The organism is Kyrpidia spormannii, assembly GCF_002804065.1.
Taxonomy (GTDB): domain Bacteria; phylum Bacillota; class Bacilli; order Kyrpidiales; family Kyrpidiaceae; genus Kyrpidia; species Kyrpidia spormannii.
Genome location: NZ_CP024955.1, coordinates 2,555,762 through 2,576,507, shown reverse-complemented (window position 1 = coordinate 2,576,507; position 20,746 = coordinate 2,555,762). Strand labels below are relative to the sequence as shown.

Below are 20,746 nucleotides of genomic sequence, written 5' to 3'. Positions count from 1 at the left end.
CAGCTCGAGGTAACAGTGATGGTCACCGGGCCGTCGGACACTTTAGGGCGATTTTGCTATAATGGATCTGTGGTAAGACCGTGAATTTCACCGGGGAGGTCAGCATCATGAGTGCTCTTGAGCAAGAGCTGGAACAATTGATCAAGCATTTGAACGATAAAAATAAATTGGTTGCAAAAAGTTTTTTGTCTTGGCTATTGGAAAATCAGCTTGACGAAGAAGACGATCTGTTGACGCCAGAGGATATTCGAGCCATTGAACAAGGCAGGCAAGAATTGATGAAACGTGAAGCCGTACCGTTGGAGGACCTGAAGCGTGACCTCGGGTTATGAATTGCTGTTCGCGAAAGAGGCCAGCAAGGTTATTAGAAAGTTGGATAAAGTCACGGCAAAACGAATCCTACAAGCGATCGAATCATTAAGCGTGAACCCCTGTCATCATCCCAAGACCAAGCCGATGAAGGGATATGAAGGACAATTTTATCGTTTGAAGGTTGGGAATTGGGTACATGGGCCATTTCGTAAGATTGGCGAACTGCCAAATGTTGACTCGGTGGCGCGAGGGGACGGGTGACGCCCGCCCCCTCTGACCGACGAACTATCCCTGCAAAGCGGCCACCAGGGCGGACTCCACTTGGTTCTCGTACTGTCCGAGATCCATCTGGTAATGATCTCGGAAGCTCTGGTCCACACCTTTAGTGGCAACGTCCTGCAGGAACGACCGGAACTTCTCCATTCCTCCGTCTTTAAGCAGCTGGCGCACCGCCAGATAGTCTTGCCACTCCACATTATAGGGAGCCTGGATGATCTGCCCTTCCCCGGCCGAGAGGGGCAACAGTGCCCCCCGGCGAGCCACAGTCCGGAGTTGCTGGATCATTGCCTCATCCTGAGCGGTCACCTTTTGCGGATCCAGTTGGGCCTGGGCCTGGGTCCCATCATACCAAGCGATGCCCTCATTGATCCACACCGGCAGTTGATCGCCAATTCCCATCTCGTTGAGGGTGACGTGGGTCAACTCGTGGGTGAGGACGTTGGCGAGATCCGATTCCGCCTGAACGGGGTACAGGGGCAGCCAGATGTCGTTTCCCACGGTGACACCTCCGGTATGGGCCACCATCTGGGGAATCATGTTCGGGTCGACTCCGGCCCGGGCCAAGGCACTACCATAAGTGCGAGGGGTGGAAAACAGTACGACCTGCGCCCTCTGGGGTTGTTGGCCCAATTCGTTTTTCAAGATCGGCAGAGAGACGTTTTTCACGAGATCTGCCGCAGCTTGCAACGCTCCCCGGGAGACCCTGGCATCCCCGGGAATGATATTGATTCCCGATACAGATTGCGGGGATCCTGCCCGCTCGGGCGGCAATCGGTGGATCCCGATCTGTCTGGCCAGTGACTGGTCGACTAATGCCTGGTGCAGCTGGTTGAGTTCCTGGGAGAGTTGGTCGAGCTGTTGATTGATCTGATCGGGAGTGGCCTGGCCGCTTTCCAGCATATTAGAGATGGTAATCCATGTCTCATCGACTTGCTGTGCAAGATCTTCAATGTGCTGAATGACCTGGGCTACCGCCGGAGGAACCTCGACATTCTGCAGGTTCGCCCCCACCTGTTGAAATGGACTCAATAACAGGATGATTCCCCCTAGCCACAGTCCTTTCAACGGGCCCACCTCCTAACCGAACACCTTTGCCCTACGTGAAACTTGTTCTTGGCTCTATTCTACCAGGTGACGACCACTTGTGAGAAGAAAGTGTCCTAGGGGAAAAGGATAAAATTCTTATGGTGAATTTGTGGTGATGGTGTCTTGCCAGGTTCATTCCGGGGTGAGATCTCCGGGTCCAGGATCGCAGCGGTGCACCGTTCGGATGTGTTCCAATAATCCCCGGCATCCGGCCTCCACCAACCGGTAGACGTATTCGAACGTCCCGGTAAAAAAGGGATCCGGGACTTCGCGCACCTCTGTTTCCGGTGCCCAGTCGAGCAGCAGTGACGCCTTGTGGAGATACTCGCCCGCGGGATCCAGCCGTCTCAATCCTGCGAGGTTATCCTCATCCATGGCGACGATATAGTCGAACCGGCCCAGATCGGACCGGGACACCTTCCGCGCCCGGTGGCCTTCCCAAGAGATGCCCCGGGCATCCAGGACCCGGCGGGTACCGGGGTGGGGCGGATCCCCGACGTTCCAAGTGCCCAGCCCGGCAGAATCTACGGAGATGCACCCGGACAGACCTTCTTCCTCGACCTGCCGGCGGAAAACGGCTTCGGCCATCGGCGAGCGACAGATGTTCCCAAGACACACGAATAAAACCCGGATCAAGCCTCCACCTCTTCTCGCCCCTCGGCGGTGTTTTTGCTATTCTTATTTCATGGTAACAAGTTCAAGACCCGTAGGGAAGAGCTTCTTCGCGTCGGTCCCCCGGGAGCGGGGTGGCGTCGGGTCGGGACGGGCAACACTGTGGTGGGGAGACCGGAAAGGAGGCGGAGGCGATGGGGCAAAGCGGAACGGAATCGAGCACTCACAGGCGACTGAACGTGGTGAGCACTGTGCCGTTAAAAACCAAGCATGGCGAGCGGGTGAAACAGGTTTTTCCCGGGGTGGAAATCCGGACAGTGCAGGGCTTGGAAGAGATGGGGAATGATCTGGCCGAGATAGAAGTCCTGATTACGTACGGGATGGATTTGGATGATCGTCGGGTGGAGCAGATGAAGAGCCTGCGGTGGATCCAGGTGTTTTCCGCCGGAGTGGACCGGATGCCCTTGGCGGCACTGGATCGTCGGGGGGTCGTGGTGACCAATGCCCGGGGGGTTCACGGCCCTCAAATGGCCGAGCACGCCCTGGGCATCATGCTCATGCACAGCCGCCGGCTCCTGGAGTTCGCCCGCCTCCAGAGGGAGCGGGTCTGGGATCGCAAGCTTCGCGTGGACGAGCTGGGAGGCAAGGTACTCGGGGTGCTGGGGACCGGAGCGATTGCCCAAGATTTGGCGACGCGATCCCGGGCCTTCGGGTTGACGGTATGGGGCCATAACCGGAGCGGGCGGGCCGTGGATGGTTTCGATCGTGTATTTTCCGGAAAAGATGGATTGGATGAACTTTTGGGCGGGGCGGATTATCTCGTGGTGCTCGTCCCTTTCACAGCCCAGACCCGGGGCATGATCGGGGAGGCGGAATTGAGGCGAATGAAATCGACGGCGTTTTTGATCAACATGGCCCGGGGCGGCGTCGTGGATGAACCGGCTCTTCTGCGGGCATTGACCGAAGGGTGGATTGCCGGGGCAGCCCTGGATGTGTTTGAACAGGAACCGCTTCCTTCGGACCATCCCTTTTGGGGACTGGAGAATTGCCTGCTCACCCCTCATATCTCGGGTCTCTCGCCTTATTACAACGACCGGGCACTGGAAATTTTCCTAAAGAATCTCCTGGTGTACTTGTCCGGGGCCGGGGAATGGGTCAACCGGGTGGATTCCCGCAAAGGGTATTGACCCGTCACCACGAGGCCAGGCGTGGTCGCCGGATGGAGCCTGGACACGGAAAAGGAGGGTTGACGGTGGCGTTCAACGGCTTTGAAGCGGAAGATTTTGCCGTCTTTTCGATCGCGGAGTTCGAGGAGCGGATGGAGGCGATTCGTTCCCGGGTGCGGCCGAAGTTGACGGCGCTGGCTGACGAGTTGGCCCCTCGGCTTTCCCGGGAGACCGGGGTGCCTTTTTACCCCCATGTTGCAGCTCATGCCCGGCGCAAGGTTAACCCTCCCGACGAGACGTGGATGGCACTCTCCCGTTCGCCCCGGGGGTATAAACGATATGCACATTTTGAAGTGGGAATTGGGGCTGAAGAGGTGTTTGTGCGGCTGGTGATCAAACCCGAAGCGGAGGACAAGCCGGGGGCCGCCCGGTGGTTGCGGGAGCACGGGGAGGAGGCTGCCGCGCTCGTGCCTTCTTCTTACTTGTGGGCCCTGCACCGGGACGGGGCGGCGGACCGGCCCTGGCCTCGGCTCGACGGAGGTGGCCTCCAAGAGCTCGGCGTGGCCTTGGAGAAAAAAGCAGCCGGTTTGGCAGTGGGCCGTCGGTTCGACCGACAGGAGCCGGCTCTAGTGAAAGGCGAGTCGTTTCTCAGCCTCGCCCAAACTGTGCTGTTGGAACTATTCCCACTTTATGAAGCCGTGATTCCGGGCGCCCATTCCGCCGGGGAACCATCATCCCGGACGGGGTCGGCCCGATAAAGGAGGCACATACGATGTCACTTGATCGCGAGGCAGCGTGGGAACTGTTGAACGAGTACACGAAAAACCCGAATCTCATCAAACACGCCTTGGCCGTAGAGGCGGCCATGAGAGCCTATGCCCGCAAGTATGGGGAAGATGAGGAAAAATGGGGGATTGTGGGTCTATTGCACGACTTTGATTACGACCGCTGGCCATCTCCCGAGGACCATCCCACCCGGGGCGCCGAGATCCTGAGGCAGAGAGGCTACCCGGAGGATGTCATCCATGCGATTCTCAGCCACGCGGATTATCTCGGCGTGCCCCGGGACCACTTGATGGACAAGTGTCTGTACGCCTGTGATGAGCTGTCCGGGTTTATCACCGCCGTGGCTTTGGTCCGACCGACGAAAAGTATTTACGATGTGGATGTTCGGGCCGTGAAAAAGAAATTGAAGGACAAGGCCTTCGCCAAAGGGGTCAACCGAGAGGATGTGCGCCGGGGCGCCGAGGAGTTGGGGGTGGATCTCGATGAACACATCGGGTTTGTCATCGAGGCTCTCAAGGGCGCGGCACGCGAACTGGGACTGGAGGGCACCCAGGCTTCCGGAACGGGGAGTTGACACGGCGGCGGCCGGGGTGGGTCCCGGCCGCACTCGTTTCGGGTTGCGAACGACTTCGCATCACGAGGAACTGCGCAGCCTTGATGTCCGGAATATACTGGGAATGGATCGCGGGCGAAAAAGCGCCCATGTCATTCAAGGGCTTTGACGTCCTGGACGATCTGGTCGATGGGGGGCTTCATGCCGTCGTACATCTTGACGATTTGGCCGTTGCGATTGATCAGGAAAAATTGAGTCGTGTGGTTGTACATGGTGATGCCTCCGGATACCTCCGGGGGATTTTTTGTCAAAGATGTATGGAAGCTTTTGAACACGAAATCCTTGGTGATATCAAATCCTGGACTCGTCACAAAATGCCACATCTTTAAATCGGCGTTGTAGCGTTCGGCGTATTTTTTCAAGACCTCGGGTTTGTCCGTATCGGGGTCGCAGCTGAAGGATACAATTTCCGCCGAGGCTCCCGCCGCTTTTAATTTTTTCTGCACCTGGGCCATGTTCGGCGTCATCACCGGACACATGGTGGGGCAGTTGGTGTAAATGACGTCCGCTAACCAGATCTTTCCTTTCATCTGATCGGTGTTAAACGGTTTTCCGTCCTGATCGGTCGCTTGGTACGGTTGAATGTGCCAGTTGGCTTGGCGCAGGTCCTGGGCCTGGGGAGTGTTTTGAATGACTCCAGCCTGGCCCCCGGCTCCACCCTGCCCCTGGGCCGCCGTGCCGCTGTCGGGGCCCGCGGTGGCGCCACACCCCGCAAGGACGGTGGCAGCCACAGAACCAGCCGCCCACCACAGGGCCGCACGACGAACCCTGGGACGTTTTGAAATCGATCTTTTCACGGTCACCGACCCTTTCCGTCATCAAATTCAGGATCCGGCTACATCTTCCAAGTCCGATGGTATCAAGTCTCACCTGGGCCGGCGTGGCTCAAACGGGCTATTTTTGTTTCAATTTCGTGGCAGGGTTCTCGCACCCCGTGCCATTGTCTTCCCGTGGAGAAAATCGATATCCAAATCCTCGCACGGTCCGGATGTAGATGGGGCGGCTGGGATCCGGTTCGATTTTTTTCCGCAGGTTGCTGATGTGGACCGGCACCGTCCGCTCGTCGCTTGGCGCATCCCATCCCCAAACGTGGTGATGGAGCTGGGTCGGACTAAACACTTGGTCTGGATGCCGGGCCAAGAAAAACAGTAGCTGCCGTTCTTTTGTGAATAACTCCACAGGTCGGCCGTCGACCCGGACGGTGTAGGAGCGGAAGTCGATTTCCACATTTCCGAAGCATAAGGTATGAGGCCGTGGGGTTTCTTCCCGTTCAACCTTCGCCCTCCGCAGCCGGGCTTTGACCCGGGCCACCAAGACCATCGGGTCGAAGGGTTTGGTCACGTAGTCATCCCCGCCTTTGTCGAGGCCGGCAATGATGTCGTCTGGAGTGCCTTTCCAACTGAGGAATAGTACAGGTACGTCCGAATACCGGCGGATGGCCCGGCACAACTCCACGCCGTTGACATCCGGGAGCACGACGTCGAGGATGAGGAGGTCGGGACTTTCCCACTTCAAGAAGTCCACAGCATGGCGGCCCGCTTCCGCCGTACTCGTGGTATCAACAGTTGCCGGAATATCTATCCAAACCTATCCGACGACCGCTGTCGGCCTGACCTTTGTCTCCTTCCATCCGGAAGGGAGCCGCCCCTGGGGCGGGCGCGCTTCTCGGCGTGTGCTTCCTCCCGCGTCCGGCAAACCGGTCCCCAAGGAAAGAAGCTCAGAGCCATCCCGTACCACACGGGCAATCACGAAAGGCATCTCGTCCAGGCGGTTAGCCTCCCGCGAGACCAGAGGGATATTTTGCCCTCAGGCAACCTCTGGCTTTGGGTCATCCCCTTTGCGGGGATACACGAATGTCTTCGTCCATTTCCTGTACAGGTTCATCATCCCCACAAAATCCGCGTCCGCGCTGTACCGGTGGTTCGGGTTCTTGCATGTGAACCGTGAGCCGTTGCGTTCCCCGAGCACCTTGCAGTGCGGACAGACCTGGGAGGTATAGGCCGGGTTGCGCTCCACCGTCAGAATCCCCTCACGAAACGCCAGGTCCCGGACCCATTCCATGATCTGTCCGCGCAACCAGTACGCCCGTTTGTGGTTCTTCCGACCGCTCCGGCTCATCTTCTCTTTCGGCGGCCGGTACCGGCGCAGGTGCTCGAACACGATCACCCTTGCGCCGTGCTCCCTCGCGAACCGGACAATGGTTACGGCCGTCTGCTTGGCCGCATTCTCGTCCAGGTTCCGGATCTTGTCCCACAGCGCGGCGTTGTCCTGGACGCCCGGCTGGAGCCGTCCGCTTTGTTTCCGCTTGCGGTGAATGACGGTCAACAGCCGGTGCCGGCGATGGTTGAGGGCCTGGCCGTCCACGAACCTCGTGGCCGCCAGCCGCCCTTCCACGAACGCTCCCATCACCGCCAGCCTGCCCACGCCCAGGTCCACCGTGACCACCGGCATCTGTGGGTTTGCCTGGCGCTGTTCCTCTGCCTTCCGGGGTTTGTCGACGGATTTCTCCATCGGGACGTGCAGCGCATACCGCACCCCGCCCGGGTACCGTTTGTCCCGCTTCCCGTACACCGTCAGGGATTTCGCCACCCATGTCCGGTCCCCTTTTTCTTCGCCGGAACCGGTCTGGGCCGTCTTTGAACGTTTCCTTCCACGAGCGATGCGCTCTTTCTCCAGGGCGGACCCGGCGAGAAGCGATTCGGCCTGGGCGTGAACCACAACCGGCAGCGACACCTTTTCCCACTTCTGCCCCGTGTGCAGTTTCAGGCTGATGAACGTGTGCCGCTTTTTCTTCTGCGGGTTTAGGTCATACGCGGGGTGCTCGACCATCCCCGCATAAAACGTCACCGGTTCGTTCGGTGCGCCGGGTCGTGGTTCCCGCCCGCGCTGGTCCGGTGCCGTTTCCTCCCAAGTTTTCAGGTGACTCCACCAGGACCGCACCTTGCCAATAGCCCGGTTGATCGCCGCCCGCCGCAACTCCGTCGGCATCCCCTCCGCCGCCGGAACGTGTTCGTCGAGCGGCCACCCCGGGTTCGGGTGGGCTTTGGTCGCCAGGGTGTGAAACTCCGCGAAGGTCAACAGTTCTTGGTTGGTGCGCGTTCGTTCTTTGATAGACCCGTCCTTCTTCCGAACCTGGACCGGCTCGTCCAACACGTTCAGATGTGCGGCGAAAAAGTCCATGTAAAACGCAATCACCTGGTTATAGATGTCCTTGGTTCTCTCCAACGCCTCCGTCTTACACCGATGGACCTCCCTGTGAATCCCGATCCGGATCGTCTTGATGACCGCGGCCAGTGCCCTCACCTCCCATCTCGTTCATGACTTTTTGGACCTTGTCACGGAATTCCTGGGACCGCTTGCCGTACATCCGGGCTGAAAACACGGTGATGATCGTCAACAGATCCTCCACCAGCTCCTGCTGGGATGTCTTCGGCTCGGTCTTGTGGGTGGACTCGACCGTCACCCCGTGACTCTCGAAAAACCGCTCCAGATACCGATAGCCGAACCGGGCCAGCCTGTCCGGGTATTCGATCAGCACCCGGTCGATCTCCCCGTCTTCGGCGAGTTTGAGCAGGGCCGCCAGTTGTTTCCGGTTGTCGCTCACTCCTGACGCCTGTTCGGAAAATACCCGGACCACATCGTACCCGCGTTCTTCCGCGTACCGCTCCAGCCGTTCCCGTTGCCGCTGGAGATTGCCGTCCGCCTTTTGCTTGGCCGAAGATACCCGGGCGTAGATCGCCGTCCGGTCCCCGGCCGCTTTTCCCAAAAGCCGCTTCACCTCCTCGATGTCGAACAGCCTGTGGTTCCCCGGCGAACGAATGGAATGAATCTTCCCGGCCTTTTCCCAGCGACGGATCGTCTGCACGCTCAGTCCCAGCATCTTTGCCACTTTCCCAATAGGAAGATACTGTGTGTCTTTCATGACTATATATTACCATGAAACAAGGTTAATGTATATCTATTTTTAACCTCCGGTAACCGTGGCGGTTGAGGTACAACTCCACCAGTGCCCTGACTTCCGGGTCGTCATCGACGACCAGTACCGAAGGACTCGACTTCATCCTGGGATCCCTCCCTTCGCCCTTTGCCCCTGCCAGGTCCGGGGTACTTGTATGTAGGCGGGTACAAGGGAAAGATGGCCCGGTTCAAAATCCGCCGGGGTCAGCAATTGCTTCCAGTAAAACTCCCATTCCCCATTCAGAGGAACGGAACCTCGTTGGAGCCAGGTTCGGCCCGTATAGATCGAGGATGCCTTGAAAGGCTGTGGCTTGATCCGTTTTATATAATGAAATCAGTCCACCGGCCGCTACCATCACGGCCGCGACGACCACAAGCAGGGCCAGAATAGGCTGAATCTTCACAACTCAGATCACCTTTATGGCACGACATGAGGAGAGTCACCCATCCGTAATTGTACGTTATCGTATTCAAAAATGAGGTGTCAATGAAAAGTTCGACGCCACTTGGCGTGGATCAGCGCCGCGGGTGAACGAGGGGTCGGCTTGACGACCGCGGTCAAGTGGCGTTTCATAAAAAGGAAGGTGAAATTGACCGGGATCTTCGCCTAAAGCCGGTGAAACCCGGGATGGAGGGACGTGCATGCGGGGGCCGATGGTTCCGCCTCATGAGGAAATGCGCCGGGCGCTGGAGGAGAAAGACTGGATCAAAGTCGAGCGACTCGGATTCAAGGCACTCCGGGCTGACCCGGCGGATACGACGGCATGGGAGATCCTGGGGGAAGCCCTGTTGCGCCAAGGATACGGCACCTCCGCACGAAAGGCGTTTCGCAGGGCTTACTTGTTTCATCCGCAAAAACAACTGGCCCGCTGGAATGCTCCGGCTGAAGAAGGAGACCCGATCTTGGATAACGGTCGCAGTCACCCTCTCGTGGAGCAACTTTTGGCCTGGCCGCGGGTTCCGACGGTTGCGGCGGTGATTGTGGCGAAGAATGAGTCCCGGAGCATCGGCCGTTGCCTGGAAAGTTTGAAGGGGGCGGTGGACGAAATCCTGGTGGTGGATACGGGTTCCACCGATGATACGGCCGCTGTTGCCGAGACTTTTCCGGGCGTGCGGGTCCTGTTTTATGCGTGGAACGATGATTTTGCCGCAGCGCGGAATTTTGGCCTTGACAACATTGCTGCCGATTGGGTGCTTTGGATCGATGCCGACGAATGGGTGCACCCCGATGATAAACCGTTGATCCGGGAAGCTGCTGCCATGCTGGATGCCGTCACCCCAACCCCGGTTCTTCATCCGATGATTATCAACCGCCTGGGCTCCACGACTTCCATCGCCATGAACGTTCCCCGCCTGTTCCCCCGGCGAGGGGATCTGCGCTTTCACGGTCGGATTCACGAACAGATTGCTCCTGTGAAAGGCAACCGCTACACAGACTTGAGAACCCGGGACTACCTGGTGACGATTCGAATCCTGCACGACGGCTACGATCCGGCAAATACAGATATTCGCGCCAAGCTGCAGAGGAATATTCGCCTCTTGAACCAAATGGTGCAAGAAGAACCCGCAGACCCGACCTGGTTGATGTACCTGGGGCGGGAAGTCCTTTCCGCCGGCGACGTTAAAAAAGGGACGAGCCTTCTCCTGGCTGCGGAGGAACGGGCCAAGACCACGCCGGGATTCGGGGCGCTTCTGGAGATCCAGAGGTTGTTGGTTCAGGCGTATCTGTTTCAGTCCGCCTACGACGAAGCGGAGAGGGTGGCCGAGCGGATGCAGGAAACAGACCCCCAGTTTCCGGATTCGCACTACTACTTGGCCCATGTTCGGGTGGAAAAGGCGAAGCAGCTTCTCCAGGCTGCCGAAGAGGATCTGCGCCGCCTTCGGGCCCAAGGGGACAACTACGCCGGGTTGGTCAACTTAGATGCGGATATTCACGCCTGGAAAGCCGATCTCCTCCAGGCGAACATATGCGGGCTGACCGGGCGGATCGCCGAGGCGAAGGCCCGGTACACAGATTTGTACGGCCAGTGCCCGGGTTACGATGAAGCCATTGCCCAGCAGATCGCCCTCATTCACCAGCAGGCCCGACAGATCCTGCAGCCCGATAATCCTCCCCAGAATCGGTGAAAGCAGGTTGCTTGAAACCGCGGATTTCCATGCGCCAGGGCCAGCGATAAGGAACGCTGGTCCTCCTGTGAGCCGCGTTACCACGACCTTAATGGGCGTCCGTTATCCTGATGGTGACGTGAAACCGAGGGGGGAGTGGCATGGAACACCATCGTTTTCAAATGGCCGAGGAGCTCACCAGGCGAGTCGCCCAAGGCGGACCGGCCCGGGTGATACAACTCAGCTTGCCCGCCGGACGAGTTTTAGACAAACACCGGGTGGATGCTCACTTGCTCGCCTTTGTTCTGCGGGGCCGAGTGGTTTTTGAGGCTTTTGAACCGGGGGGAGGGCCGCTGACACTGGGGCCGGCCGAAATGATCGCCGTCGGACCCGGAGTGCCGCACCGCGTGGAGTCCTTGGAAGACGCAGTACTCGCTCTGGTTCTCGTACCTCCCCGGGTCGGAGAAAAGTGACGGTTTTGGTTTCCTGGGCGGGGCCCGTTACTCCCGTTTGCCCGGGTCAAGGGGGATTTCATCGAGCTGAATAAAAGATTTCCGAGCGCTGTTTTGAAATTGGCCCGCACTTTGGCCAAGGGCGCAGCCGTTGCACTGGTCACATCCTGCGGCGCATCCACCGGAGCGGGTCCGGTGAAAGAGGCGGACCAACTGCCAGGCCGCATATCCAAGGACGGCGGCGATCACGATATAGACCATTGACTCTCCACCTTTCTGTGATTCTACCTACACATGGAACCGCCTTTCAGACTGTGCGGCCGGCCTTTTTGTGTCTCATATCCACCACCTGGCGATATGGTAGACCCCCAGCGAAACTACCCAAGCCAGACTTACACTGTACACCACCGAGGCGGCCGTCCATTTCCAGGACCCTGTTTCCCGGCGTATCACCGCCACGGTGGAGAGACACGGCGTGTACAACAGGACGAAAAATAAAAACGCCAGCGCCGATGCCGGGGTGAACGCTCCTTGCAACAGCGCCGTGAGTCCCCCCGCCGCCTCTCCCGCGCCGTAGGCCACTCCCATCGTGGCCACCACCAATTCTTTCGCTAAAAATCCCGTGATCAAGGCCACGCCGGCCTGCCAGGTGGCAAAATCCATCGGCGCGAACAAGGGGGCGATCCATCCCCCGAGCCCGGCGAGAAAACTGTGCTCCACGGGCACGGTTCCCTGAAACGAAAACCTCCCGAGAAACCACAACAACACCGACACGGAAAAAATAATCGTTCCCGCCTTGCGCAAGAACCCCTTCACCTTGTCCCACGTATGCAAAGTGAGGTTTCGGGCGGTGGGGGCGTGGTAAGGCGGCAGCTCCATGACAAAGAGCGAGTCGCCGGTTCCAACCAGCCTCCCCAACAGCCACGCTGTCCCCAGGGCTGCCGCCACGCCGACCAAGTACAACAAGAACACGACCTCCGCCTGGTGCCGGGCAAAGAAGGCCGGGACAAGGAGGGCGTAGACGGACAACCGGGCCGAGCAGGACATGAACGGAATGGCCAGGACCGTCACCAGCCGCGCCCGGGGGTCCTCCAAGGTGCGGGTGGCCATGATGGCGGGGACGTTACACCCGAAACCGAGTACCATGGGAATGAAGGACCGCCCTCCCAACCCCACGGCTTGCATGACCCGGTCGGTAATCACCGCCGCCCGGGCCATGTAACCGGAATCCTCCAAAAAGGACAGACCGAGAAACAGTACGGCGATCTGGGGAATGAACACCAACACCGCTCCCACGCCCCCCAGGATGCCTTGGATCATGAGATCCGTAAACCACCCGGGGCTTCCCATGGCTTCCAAAGCGGCTTGAAGTCCCGCCGCTATAGGGCCGCTGATTGCACTGTCCATGGCATCCGACAGGGGGGTTCCCACCCAGCTAAAAGTCACTTGGAACAAAAGAAAGAGAACTGCCAGGAACAACGGGACCCCGAGAATCGGGTGCAAGAGCCAGCGATCGAGCCGATCACTCCACGTCCGCTCTCCTTGCAATTGTCCCCCGCTTGCCACGACTTCCCGGGCCGTCTGGGCCGCCCATTCGTGCCGGGCCTGGCGGATTCGCTCTCCGCTCTCTGTAAACTCCTTGCGAAGGTTCGCCAGGGTTGCCACCGCGGTCGGGGGCAGCGCCTGTTCCAAAGCCGCTATTACGGCTGGGTTTCCTTCCAGGGCCATGACGGCCAGGGCCCGGCGGCGTCCGGCCAAAGGTTCTGGCAGGGCCGCCAGGGCGGCTTCCGCCCGGGCCACCACCGCTGCCACAGACCGCGGGTAGGGCAGGACGAAGGCAGCAGGCGTGACTTCGCTCTGTAGGCGACGAATCAACTGCTCTTTTCCAATCCCCCGCCGGGCGGTCATTGGCACCACAGGGGCCCCCAGGCGCTGTTCCAGCAGAGAAACGTCGATGTTGAAACCCCGGGCGGCCGCCGTGTCCATCATGTTGAGGACGACCACCACGGGCAACCCCATCTCCAACAGCTGGGCAGTAAAATACAAATGTCGTTCTAAACTTGAGGCGTCCACCACGTTGACGACCGCCGAAGGACCTTGGTACAACAGGTATTCCACCGCCACCCGCTCCTCCGGGGACCGGGCTGCGAGGCTGTACGTTCCCGGCAGGTCCACCACCCAACATCCCGGCAAATCTTTGCACAGGCCCTCTTTTTTCTCCACCGTCACCCCGGGCCAGTTCCCGACGTACTGGCGGGTTCCTGTCAAAAGGTTGAACAGTGAGGTTTTCCCGGTGTTGGGATTCCCCGCCAGGGCAATGGTGGAGAGAGCCACCGGGCCGCGAACCTCCGCAGGCTGCTGCGCGGATTTCACGGCCGTCGCTCCGTCTCCACTTGTATGAACCGGGCATCTTTTCGGCGGATCCCCAGCTGAACGCCGCGGACGTGAATCACCAGCGGATCGCCGAACGGGGCCCGGCGCACCACCCTCAGGTCGGTGCCGGGTACGAGGCCGAGTTCCATGAGGCGGTGGCGGTGTCCGTCCTTAGGAGCGAGGACATCGATCACTGTACAAAGTGTTCCGGGTGGGCAGTCGTTCAATGTCATTGGGAACCACCTCAATTGAGAAACGTTATCATTAACCCTATCATGAGTATACAGGATTGGGCGGCGGCGAATTGTGAAAAATAAGTGAACGTTGTAGAGCCTATTATAACACGGAAGTGACTGAGTTGTATGTGAGGAGTTTCATCCATTGGCACGATCCAGACAAAAAACCCGGCTCGGGTGGCCGGGCAGGCATCAAAGCACTCGGGAGTTCATGGCCTCCTGCGCGATCGGCAGATCATTGGGCGTGAACGAGTACCTCCATAGAGGCTTTGCCTTCCGGGACTTCGCACTGGTACAAAAGCCGTTTATTCGCCCCGGACCGGGAGCGGATGTCCCCGGCGGAGTAGGCGCTCCATATAAGATGGCTCGGGCTGATCCACTGAATCATCTTTGGATCAAAATTCGTAGCGCTCACTCCTTGAGCCACTGTGGGGACCACCCGGGTCCACAAAATCGCTCCGGTACTTGTGGGATCTCCCGAAGCCACGGATTGAGGAAACCCGAATCCCGGGGTGAATTGGGGACGAACCCGAGATCTGCCCCTTGGGTCGCTTCAGCGGCTTAAGCAAGCCTTGAAATACCTAAAATTTCCGTTAATATGTACGCGGAACCGGCCAAAGGAGCCTTTAGAAATCCGCGCCTTGTGGGATCCATGCGCACAATCCATCCCTCGAAAATCTCTTCGATTTCACGATAAAGAGACTTCGCAAAAAAGGCTTAAAGGCGGGTTCGCGCTTGTCCAAATCCTTTCCAAAGTTTCCGTGTGCTTGAATGGGTAAGAGAAAGGCGGTGGAATGCACCCGGCTATTGGACAATCAGGTCTGTAGATGGGATGATAGAGTTAATCGCAAAAACAGGTTCGAGATGCGAACTGTCGTGGGGGATATGAACATGAAAGCCTTCTATGCGCAGATCCTTCAATTGGACCCTATCCTGTGGCGAGCCGTTTTCAGCCTACTCGTTGTAGGTGCAGCTTTAGTTTTTCAGAAGGTGTTCGGCAAACTCGTTGTCCGCACGCTGATGAGATTCGCCCGAAAGACCAGCAACACGTATGATGATGGTCTGCTTGCGGCTTTGGAAAAGCCTCTCCGATGGTTTTTGGTGGGGGTGGGGCTCTACCTGGCCGTTCTGATTTTTTATGAACCGCAACCTCGCTGGCTCGGTCAAGCCCTTCATACGTTCATCATCATTGTCGTGGCCCACGCATTGTTTCAGGTGACACCGTTGTTCTTGCATCTGGGCGGACACCTTCGCGTCCAGTTCGACCGAATTGTCGCACCTTTTTTAACCCGGGTGATTCGTTTTTTCATTGTGGCCCTGGCGGTCATGATGGTCGCCCAAGAGTGGGGATTTCAGGTAAGCAGCTTTCTGGCGGGGCTGGGATTGGGAGGGCTCGCTCTGGCGTTGGCAGCCAAAGACTCCCTGGCCAACCTTTTTGCCGGGTTTGTGATCATTACAGAGCGGCCCTTCAGCATCGGGGATTGGATTAAGACGCCTTCCGTAGAAGGAACGGTGGAGGACATCACCTTTCGGAGCACGAAGGTCCGCACTTTTGCCCAGGCGCTGGTCACTGTACCCAACTCCTTGTTAGCCGGTGAGCCCATTACCAACTGGGCTCGGATGGGGAAGCGCCAGGTGAGCTTTCATCTCGGCCTATCCTATCGAACCCCCAGAAAGAAACTGGAACAATGTGTGAAGGAGATTCGCGCCTTATTGCACGAGCATCCCGAAACCCACAATGAAACGATCTTGGTGAACTTTGACCAGTTCGGGGCGAGCAGTTTGGATATCTTTGTGTACTATTTCACCACAACCACCGTTTGGTCCGAGTATTTGCAGGTAAAAGAGGAAATCAATTTGAAGATCATGGAAATTCTCGAACGCCACGGAGTGGAGATCGCCTTCCCATCGCAATCGGTGTATTTTGAGACGCCACTCCAGATGAAACTGCCGGACCCCGAGGAATCTTCCTCCACTCCCTCCCCCGATGTCTCCTCTACATCGGTAGATCCCTCCGAGGCAGAGAGCACAGAAGAAAGGCGTACTCCCCTGCGGGGATAGTTCAGTGGACTCCCGATTACGCGGGAGAAACGATGTCTATCCTTGTCTATTCAACAACTTTATGTTAATATGAAGTTGTCGCCACGCCATGGACTATATGGAAGTTGCCTGGCGAAAAGGGCTTGTTGAAGGCTGTGCGGCATCGACATGAGGCATAAAGGGGTGTGAAGATGTTATCACGGGGTCTGAAACGGATAATGGGTCAACGGTTATTGCGGAGGATGGCTGCGGGCATGTTCAGCATAGCGGCTCTCCTCTCGCTGACTGCCTGTGGTGCCTCCAGTTCGCCGCAGGGCTCGGGGACAGGGGATCTGCTCGATAAGGTGAAGTCGTCCAAGGTTTTGAGCGTGGCAGTGGCCAGCTTTCCACCCTTGGAGTATCAGGATCCGGCAACTCAGCAGTGGTCCGGCGTGGATATTGACATCCTCAGCAAATTCGCTTCGACACTGGGGGCAAAACTGGAGGTTCATTCCATGGCTTTTCCTGCCACCATCCAGTCGGTGGCCTCGAAGCGAGATGACATCACTGCGAACATCTTTAAAACGCCGGAGCGCGAAGATGTGCTGACTTTCTCGAATCCTGTGATTAAATATGTAGAAGGAATTATTGTAAATTCCGACTTTCCGCGAATTCCGGCGGCCACGGTGGAAGGGCTACAGGGGAAAAAGATCGCCACCGCCACCGGCACGGCTGAACAGGCCTTCGTCCCGAGGATTCCCGGAGCGGTGAATCAGTCCTACAACAGTGTCAACGAAGCGTTTCTTGCCCTGTCTTCCGGGCGGGTGGACGCGACGTTTCAACCGGTGATGTACGCCGAGTGGGCGGTGAAAAAGAATCCTTCTTTGCACATTAAGGTTCTGGGACCCGTTCCGGAATCGATTACAGGAAAGGGGAACCAGGCACCGGCCGGGTACTATGGCGTGGCGAAGGGAGATTATTCGAAGCGATTTTTGGATGAACTCAACAAGTTTCTGGTTCAAGAACAATCGAATGGAGGCTTGAAACAAATTCTTGAAAAATACGGCTTGACGGATCCTTCGTATCTCGCAGGACTAGGAAATCAGTCAGGAAGTTGATCGCGCCATCCGCGAAGGCCGCCCAAGCCGTCCTGATGGAAAAGGCGTTTTCGGGAGGGAGTCATGCAATCGCTTTTCGGGCTTTGGCAGCGTTACGGGGAATCTTTTTTGCACGGCATGCTGGTCACCTTGGAGTTAACGGTGGCCTCCCTGGTCGTCGGGCTGGTGGTGGGCGGGGTCCTGGCCTTCATGAGGATGAGCAAGATCGCTCCCCTCCGGGCGATCGGGGCCGTGTATGTAGAAATCGTCCGGTCGACGCCGGTGATTGTGGAGTTGTTCTTTGTCTATTACAGCTTGGCACAGATCGGGATTATCATTCCGGGCGTTGAAGCGGCGGTGATCGTACTGGGGGGATTTTATGGGGCGCTGTATTCCGAGATCTTTCGCAGCGGCCTCATGAGCGTGGATTTCGGTCAGCGCGAAGCCGCCGAGGCTTTGGGACTCCGCCGGAGAACCACGCTGTTGCGGGTGATCGTCCCCCAGTCCCTCCTCGCGATCTTGCCGCCGGGCACCAGTGCGGCGATCGATTTGGTGAAAGACACGGCCTTGGTGATCACCATCGGGGTGGGGGAACTCATGTATCAAGCGTACCAGGCGGGCAGCGAAACCTTTCAGTATACGAACGTCTTTTTGATCGCTGGGGTGCTGTATTTTATCGTCTGCTATGGATTGTCCCTGACAGTAAGGAGGTGGGAGCGCCGTGTCAAGGCAGCGGGTGCTTGAGATTCGAGGTCTGACAAAGCGATTTGGGGATCACACGATCCTCAAGGATATCGACCTTGATGTCGAGGTGGGCGAAGTGGTGGCGATCATCGGCCCCAGCGGGGCCGGAAAGAGCACGCTCCTCCGTTGTGTGAACTATTTACAGCCCTTTGAATCCGGCACCATCCGGGTGCTCGGCCATATGCTCAAGGGCTCGGACAGCGGTTGGAGCCCCAGTCACCGGGAGTTGACGGAGATCCGGAAGAAAGTGGGCATGGTGTTTCAACGGTTTAATCTGTTTCCTCACCTGACCGTTCTAGAGAATATCATCCTCGCGCCCATGGACGTGAACAAAGTGTCCAAGCAGGAAGCCATCCAGGAAGCCCGGCGCCTCTTAGACTTGGTGGGTCTCGGCGATAAAGAAAATGCCTATCCGCGCAACCTGTCCGGCGGACAGCAACAGCGGGTGGCGATTTGTCGGGCTCTGGCCATGCACCCGCAAATGATGCTCTTCGACGAGCCCACGTCCGCTTTGGATCCGGAGTTGGTGGGCGATGTCCTGTCGGTCATTCGGCAATTGGCCGCCGACGGTATGACGATGTTGTTGGTGACCCATGAAATGGCTTTCGCCCGGGATGTAGCGGACACCATCGTGGTGATGGCCGACCAGCAGATCATTGAGTCCGGCCCGGCGCGGAAATTGTTATCCAACCCTGAACACGAACGGACGCGCACCTTCCTGCGGCGGGTATTGGATCACAGCCCAGCTGACGACGCCGAGCCGGCCCTCGTGAACTCCTACCAACTCAGTCCCCAGAGGTGATGCCGGTGGAAGTGGTTCTTCAATACCTTGGCCCCATTGGGCAGGGAATGCTCGTCACCGTGGCGCTTACCGTCTTAGGGACGGTGTTGGCGCTGATCATCGGCCTCTTCGGGGCGCTGGCGCGCCTGTACGGTCCTTGGCCCCTGCGGGCGGTGGTGGGCGCTTACGTGGAAGTGATCCGTGGTACGCCACAGATCTTACAGTTGTTTGCGGTCTTTTTCGGACTGACCCAATACGGGATCCAATTGGACGCTTTCACTGCCGCGGCGATTTGGTTATCGGCCTACGGAGGTGCTTATGCAGTGGAGCTGTTTCGGGCGGGGCTTCACAGTATCCCCCACGAGCAGCGGGAGGCTTCAGCGGCCCTGGGGATCAGCCGCTGGACAACCTTGCGAAAGGTCATTCTGCCCCAGGCTTTGGCGACGATCCTGCCGGCGATGGTGAGCTTTCTCGTCCTGCAAGTGAAAAACTCATCCCTCGCCTTTACCATCGGCGTGATGGATATCATGCGCCGGGCAGAGCTCGGGGTGAATGCCACCAGCCAGGCCACGTTGCTCTATCTGATGGCCGTTACGGCGTACTTTATCTTGAATTTTCCTTTGTCCCGGCTGGGGATCGCTCTGGAGCGGCGGGTGGCCCAGTACCGGTGACGGCGGCGGAGCTCTTCGGGGCTCGGACCGCCATTTTTTCGCCCGGATTCGTTTACTTCCCGGGCCGTCCTTTGCCCGCCTCTTTGAGTCCGCCCGCCAAAGATTCCAACACGTCTGGTTGCAGGATGCGGAGCTGCTCCCCCTGCACCTGGATCACCCCCTGTTTTCTGAGCAAACTCATGGCCCGGTTTGCCGATTCCCGGGTGGTGCCCACCCATTTGGCCAGTTCATAGTGGGTGAGGGGAAAGGACATCACATATCCTTCTGGGTCGACCCGCCCCCATTCCAAGACCTGTTGCCATAAAGTCCACGCCACCCGCTCCAGAACGGAATGCTGAGTCAAATTCTGAAGTCTCGCCTGAAGCTCGCGGATCTTGCGGCCCTGAACCCGGATGAGGGCCATGGCGGCATCGGGGGAATCGAGCACCAAACGTTCCAACTTTTGGCGGGTCAGGGCCACCAAATCGGTATCCCGAATGGCCTGGGCGTGGGCCGGGTAGGTCGTCTCGTCAAAAAAACCCGTATGGGGGAACATTTCGCCGGCCCCGAGGACCGCCATGATCTGCTCCCGCCCGTCCACGTCATAGATATAAATTTTCACAAGCCCCCGGGACAAGAAAAACACGCGCTCCAATGGGTCGCCCTGGTGAAAAATCATGCCCCGGGAGGGAATGCTCAAAGGTGTGCAGAAATTCTCCACTGTCTGAAGTTGGTTTTCAGGCAGGTGTGCAAACAGTGGGATTCGCTGAGTGATGCTCATGGTGATCACCGCCTTTGCCCTCACGATACCGAAAATCAGTCGCAGGCACAACGGCCGGAAGGCCCATCGTCTCTGGAGCTGTGACGCGGGTCACGGAACGCCGGTGCTCCCTCCGTTATCTTCGAGGCAGACAATGGGGAGGGGTGGGGGCGATCCACAAAGTCTTGGGTCGGACGGTGTCCGCCCGGGAAGTAAAATGTAACGTCAACGGCGATGACCGGTGCGAGTATGCGCTTCACATTCATCGGAACCCGTGAGCGGCGGACGGAGTGTGGCGGCCTGCGGCGCGGCGCCGGCCGCGCTCCATGTGTTGCGTGTGCCCGGCATGGGCGTTGACTTGGTGGTGAAAGTCCACTGCAGGCGAGGCAGCACGAGTCTGCTAGCCAAAGGCAAGGGTGTCCGCTGCGAGGCGGAATCCGAAGGAAGCCGGAGGCAAACCCACGGTCCGATGAACAAGAACCTCATACGAGGCTGCGCCGTTCGGATGAGCTGGCGCAACACAGCGAAATCCAAGGCTGCCAAGGAGCGGTGGAGTATATGAGGCGGGCGCGGGGGGAAGGTCAGCGTTCTTACCCGGGGAGGCCTGCCGGACACGCCAGAGAAACTGGCAACCCGAACCGAGAGGTTCGGCTGAACCGGCAGGAGTCAGCAGAGGGCATAGTACTCCGGGGATCATGAACCTGAGAGGAAGGCCCG

The 20,746-nt window shown here is 58.3% G+C and carries 24 protein-coding genes; 12 read left to right on the top strand and 12 right to left on the bottom strand.

What is annotated here, in order from left to right:
• The first annotated feature begins 107 nt into the window (after positions 1 to 107).
• Positions 108 to 332: a hypothetical protein gene (locus tag CVV65_RS12890; protein WP_100669514.1), complete on the top strand. Its 225-nt coding sequence runs from the start codon at positions 108 to 110 to the stop codon at positions 330 to 332.
• Positions 316 to 573 carry a type II toxin-antitoxin system RelE family toxin gene (locus CVV65_RS12885; RefSeq protein ID WP_198592027.1) on the top strand — a complete coding sequence of 86 codons (258 nt, stop codon included), beginning with the start codon at positions 316 to 318 and terminating at the stop codon, positions 571 to 573. The genes CVV65_RS12890 and CVV65_RS12885 overlap by 17 nt, the downstream gene beginning before the upstream one ends.
• 24 nt (positions 574 to 597) lie before the next feature.
• On the opposite strand, the gene CVV65_RS12880 is transcribed toward CVV65_RS12885, so the two are convergent.
• Both CVV65_RS12880 and CVV65_RS12875 read right to left on the bottom strand, forming a co-directional pair.
• The gene (locus tag CVV65_RS12880; protein ID WP_133121301.1) at positions 598 to 1,656 is read right to left on the bottom strand and encodes a peptidase MA family metallohydrolase; all 1,059 of its coding nucleotides are present in this window, start codon (positions 1,654 to 1,656) and stop codon (positions 598 to 600) included.
• 153 nt (positions 1,657 to 1,809) lie between these two features.
• On the bottom strand, positions 1,810 to 2,313 hold the full coding sequence (locus CVV65_RS12875; RefSeq protein ID WP_100668467.1) for a low molecular weight protein-tyrosine-phosphatase: 504 nt from the start codon (positions 2,311 to 2,313) through the stop codon (positions 1,810 to 1,812).
• Between the two features lie 170 nt (positions 2,314 to 2,483).
• On the opposite strand from CVV65_RS12875, the gene CVV65_RS12870 reads away from it, so the two are divergent.
• The 3 genes from CVV65_RS12870 (at position 2,484) to CVV65_RS12860 (ending at position 4,815) form a co-directional block, all read left to right on the top strand.
• Positions 2,484 to 3,476, top strand: a complete 993-nt coding sequence (locus CVV65_RS12870; protein ID WP_100668466.1) for a D-2-hydroxyacid dehydrogenase — start codon at positions 2,484 to 2,486, stop codon at positions 3,474 to 3,476.
• Positions 3,477 to 3,541: 65 nt separating this feature from the next.
• The gene (locus CVV65_RS12865) at positions 3,542 to 4,213 is read left to right on the top strand and encodes a DUF1054 domain-containing protein (RefSeq protein WP_157935516.1); all 672 of its coding nucleotides are present in this window, start codon (positions 3,542 to 3,544) and stop codon (positions 4,211 to 4,213) included.
• A gap of 14 nt (positions 4,214 to 4,227) precedes the next feature.
• Positions 4,228 to 4,815, top strand: coding sequence for an HD domain-containing protein (locus CVV65_RS12860; RefSeq protein ID WP_100668464.1), 588 nt, complete (start codon positions 4,228 to 4,230; stop codon positions 4,813 to 4,815).
• A 131-nt stretch (positions 4,816 to 4,946) separates the two neighbouring features.
• Here CVV65_RS12860 and CVV65_RS12855 read toward each other — a convergent pair whose 3' ends face one another.
• The 5 genes from CVV65_RS12855 to CVV65_RS12835 all read right to left on the bottom strand — a co-directional run bounded on the left by CVV65_RS12855 (position 4,947) and on the right by CVV65_RS12835 (position 9,215).
• Positions 4,947 to 5,651 carry an SCO family protein gene (locus CVV65_RS12855; RefSeq protein ID WP_157935515.1) on the bottom strand — a complete coding sequence of 235 codons (705 nt, stop codon included), beginning with the start codon at positions 5,649 to 5,651 and terminating at the stop codon, positions 4,947 to 4,949.
• Positions 5,652 to 5,748: 97 nt separating this feature from the next.
• Positions 5,749 to 6,429 carry a response regulator transcription factor gene (locus CVV65_RS12850; protein WP_269148847.1) on the bottom strand — a complete coding sequence of 227 codons (681 nt, stop codon included), beginning with the start codon at positions 6,427 to 6,429 and terminating at the stop codon, positions 5,749 to 5,751.
• 231 nt (positions 6,430 to 6,660) lie between these two features.
• Positions 6,661 to 8,157, bottom strand: a complete 1,497-nt coding sequence (locus CVV65_RS12845; protein ID WP_232796616.1) for a transposase — start codon at positions 8,155 to 8,157, stop codon at positions 6,661 to 6,663.
• Positions 8,090 to 8,776 (bottom strand): IS607 family transposase, encoded by a 687-nt coding sequence (locus CVV65_RS12840; protein WP_100668461.1) that lies wholly within the window; start codon positions 8,774 to 8,776, stop codon positions 8,090 to 8,092. The genes CVV65_RS12845 and CVV65_RS12840 overlap by 68 nt, the downstream gene beginning before the upstream one ends.
• 223 nt (positions 8,777 to 8,999) lie before the next feature.
• Positions 9,000 to 9,215 (bottom strand): hypothetical protein, encoded by a 216-nt coding sequence (locus CVV65_RS12835; RefSeq protein ID WP_100668460.1) that lies wholly within the window; start codon positions 9,213 to 9,215, stop codon positions 9,000 to 9,002.
• A gap of 238 nt (positions 9,216 to 9,453) precedes the next feature.
• Here CVV65_RS12835 and CVV65_RS12830 point away from each other — a divergent pair, with 238 nt between their 5' ends.
• Entirely contained in the window at positions 9,454 to 10,938 is a 1,485-nt protein-coding gene (locus tag CVV65_RS12830) for a glycosyltransferase family 2 protein (protein WP_100668459.1), read from the top strand.
• 140 nt (positions 10,939 to 11,078) lie between these two features.
• Positions 11,079 to 11,390: a cupin domain-containing protein gene (locus CVV65_RS12825; protein ID WP_100668458.1), complete on the top strand. Its 312-nt coding sequence runs from the start codon at positions 11,079 to 11,081 to the stop codon at positions 11,388 to 11,390.
• A 27-nt stretch (positions 11,391 to 11,417) separates the two neighbouring features.
• Here the strand turns inward: CVV65_RS12825 and CVV65_RS12820 are convergent, their stop codons facing one another.
• From CVV65_RS12820 to CVV65_RS16570, 4 genes are all read right to left on the bottom strand, one after another.
• Complete coding sequence (locus CVV65_RS12820) at positions 11,418 to 11,630, bottom strand: FeoB-associated Cys-rich membrane protein (RefSeq protein ID WP_100668457.1); 213 nt, start codon at positions 11,628 to 11,630, stop codon at positions 11,418 to 11,420.
• Between the two features lie 75 nt (positions 11,631 to 11,705).
• Positions 11,706 to 13,742, bottom strand: coding sequence for a ferrous iron transport protein B (gene feoB / locus CVV65_RS12815; protein ID WP_232796615.1), 2,037 nt, complete (start codon positions 13,740 to 13,742; stop codon positions 11,706 to 11,708).
• Positions 13,739 to 13,975 carry a FeoA family protein gene (locus CVV65_RS12810; RefSeq protein WP_013076518.1) on the bottom strand — a complete coding sequence of 79 codons (237 nt, stop codon included), beginning with the start codon at positions 13,973 to 13,975 and terminating at the stop codon, positions 13,739 to 13,741. Before CVV65_RS12810 ends, feoB begins: the two co-directional genes overlap by 4 nt.
• A gap of 238 nt (positions 13,976 to 14,213) precedes the next feature.
• Complete coding sequence (locus tag CVV65_RS16570) at positions 14,214 to 14,405, bottom strand: hypothetical protein (protein ID WP_331250437.1); 192 nt, start codon at positions 14,403 to 14,405, stop codon at positions 14,214 to 14,216.
• Positions 14,406 to 14,869: 464 nt separating this feature from the next.
• On the opposite strand from CVV65_RS16570, the gene CVV65_RS12805 reads away from it, so the two are divergent.
• The 5 genes from CVV65_RS12805 to CVV65_RS12785 all read left to right on the top strand — a co-directional run bounded on the left by CVV65_RS12805 (position 14,870) and on the right by CVV65_RS12785 (position 19,290).
• Positions 14,870 to 16,039: a mechanosensitive ion channel family protein gene (locus CVV65_RS12805; protein ID WP_232796614.1), complete on the top strand. Its 1,170-nt coding sequence runs from the start codon at positions 14,870 to 14,872 to the stop codon at positions 16,037 to 16,039.
• 221 nt (positions 16,040 to 16,260) lie between these two features.
• Positions 16,261 to 17,115 carry a substrate-binding periplasmic protein gene (locus CVV65_RS12800; RefSeq protein ID WP_232796613.1) on the top strand — a complete coding sequence of 285 codons (855 nt, stop codon included), beginning with the start codon at positions 16,261 to 16,263 and terminating at the stop codon, positions 17,113 to 17,115.
• 63 nt (positions 17,116 to 17,178) lie between these two features.
• Positions 17,179 to 17,838: an amino acid ABC transporter permease gene (locus CVV65_RS12795; RefSeq protein WP_100668454.1), complete on the top strand. Its 660-nt coding sequence runs from the start codon at positions 17,179 to 17,181 to the stop codon at positions 17,836 to 17,838.
• Positions 17,816 to 18,640: an amino acid ABC transporter ATP-binding protein gene (locus tag CVV65_RS12790; protein ID WP_100668453.1), complete on the top strand. Its 825-nt coding sequence runs from the start codon at positions 17,816 to 17,818 to the stop codon at positions 18,638 to 18,640. Before CVV65_RS12795 ends, CVV65_RS12790 begins: the two co-directional genes overlap by 23 nt.
• Positions 18,641 to 18,645: 5 nt before the next feature.
• The gene (locus CVV65_RS12785; RefSeq protein ID WP_157935513.1) at positions 18,646 to 19,290 is read left to right on the top strand and encodes an amino acid ABC transporter permease; all 645 of its coding nucleotides are present in this window, start codon (positions 18,646 to 18,648) and stop codon (positions 19,288 to 19,290) included.
• A 52-nt stretch (positions 19,291 to 19,342) separates the two neighbouring features.
• On the opposite strand, the gene CVV65_RS12780 is transcribed toward CVV65_RS12785, so the two are convergent.
• Complete coding sequence (locus tag CVV65_RS12780) at positions 19,343 to 20,050, bottom strand: Crp/Fnr family transcriptional regulator (RefSeq protein WP_133121299.1); 708 nt, start codon at positions 20,048 to 20,050, stop codon at positions 19,343 to 19,345.
• Between the last annotated feature and the right edge of the window lie 696 nt (positions 20,051 to 20,746).

Excerpts from the sequence above, each read along its gene's own strand:
- CVV65_RS12890 (WP_100669514.1), top strand. The coding sequence starts at position 108 with ATGAGTGCTCTTGAGCAAGAGCTGGAACAATTGATCAAGCATTTGAAC.
- CVV65_RS12870 (WP_100668466.1), top strand. The coding sequence starts at position 2,484 with ATGGGGCAAAGCGGAACGGAATCGAGCACTCACAGGCGACTGAACGTG.
- CVV65_RS12860 (WP_100668464.1), top strand. The coding sequence starts at position 4,228 with ATGTCACTTGATCGCGAGGCAGCGTGGGAACTGTTGAACGAGTACACG.
- CVV65_RS12840 (WP_100668461.1), bottom strand. The coding sequence starts at position 8,776 with ATGAAAGACACACAGTATCTTCCTATTGGGAAAGTGGCAAAGATGCTG.
- CVV65_RS12830 (WP_100668459.1), top strand. The coding sequence starts at position 9,454 with ATGCGGGGGCCGATGGTTCCGCCTCATGAGGAAATGCGCCGGGCGCTG.
- CVV65_RS12825 (WP_100668458.1), top strand. The coding sequence starts at position 11,079 with ATGGAACACCATCGTTTTCAAATGGCCGAGGAGCTCACCAGGCGAGTC.
- CVV65_RS12820 (WP_100668457.1), bottom strand. The coding sequence starts at position 11,630 with ATGGTCTATATCGTGATCGCCGCCGTCCTTGGATATGCGGCCTGGCAG.
- CVV65_RS12810 (WP_013076518.1), bottom strand. The coding sequence starts at position 13,975 with ATGACATTGAACGACTGCCCACCCGGAACACTTTGTACAGTGATCGAT.
- CVV65_RS12805 (WP_232796614.1), top strand. The coding sequence starts at position 14,870 with ATGAAAGCCTTCTATGCGCAGATCCTTCAATTGGACCCTATCCTGTGG.
- CVV65_RS12800 (WP_232796613.1), top strand. The coding sequence starts at position 16,261 with ATGGCTGCGGGCATGTTCAGCATAGCGGCTCTCCTCTCGCTGACTGCC.
- CVV65_RS12795 (WP_100668454.1), top strand. The coding sequence starts at position 17,179 with ATGCAATCGCTTTTCGGGCTTTGGCAGCGTTACGGGGAATCTTTTTTG.
- CVV65_RS12780 (WP_133121299.1), bottom strand. The coding sequence starts at position 20,050 with ATGAGCATCACTCAGCGAATCCCACTGTTTGCACACCTGCCTGAAAAC.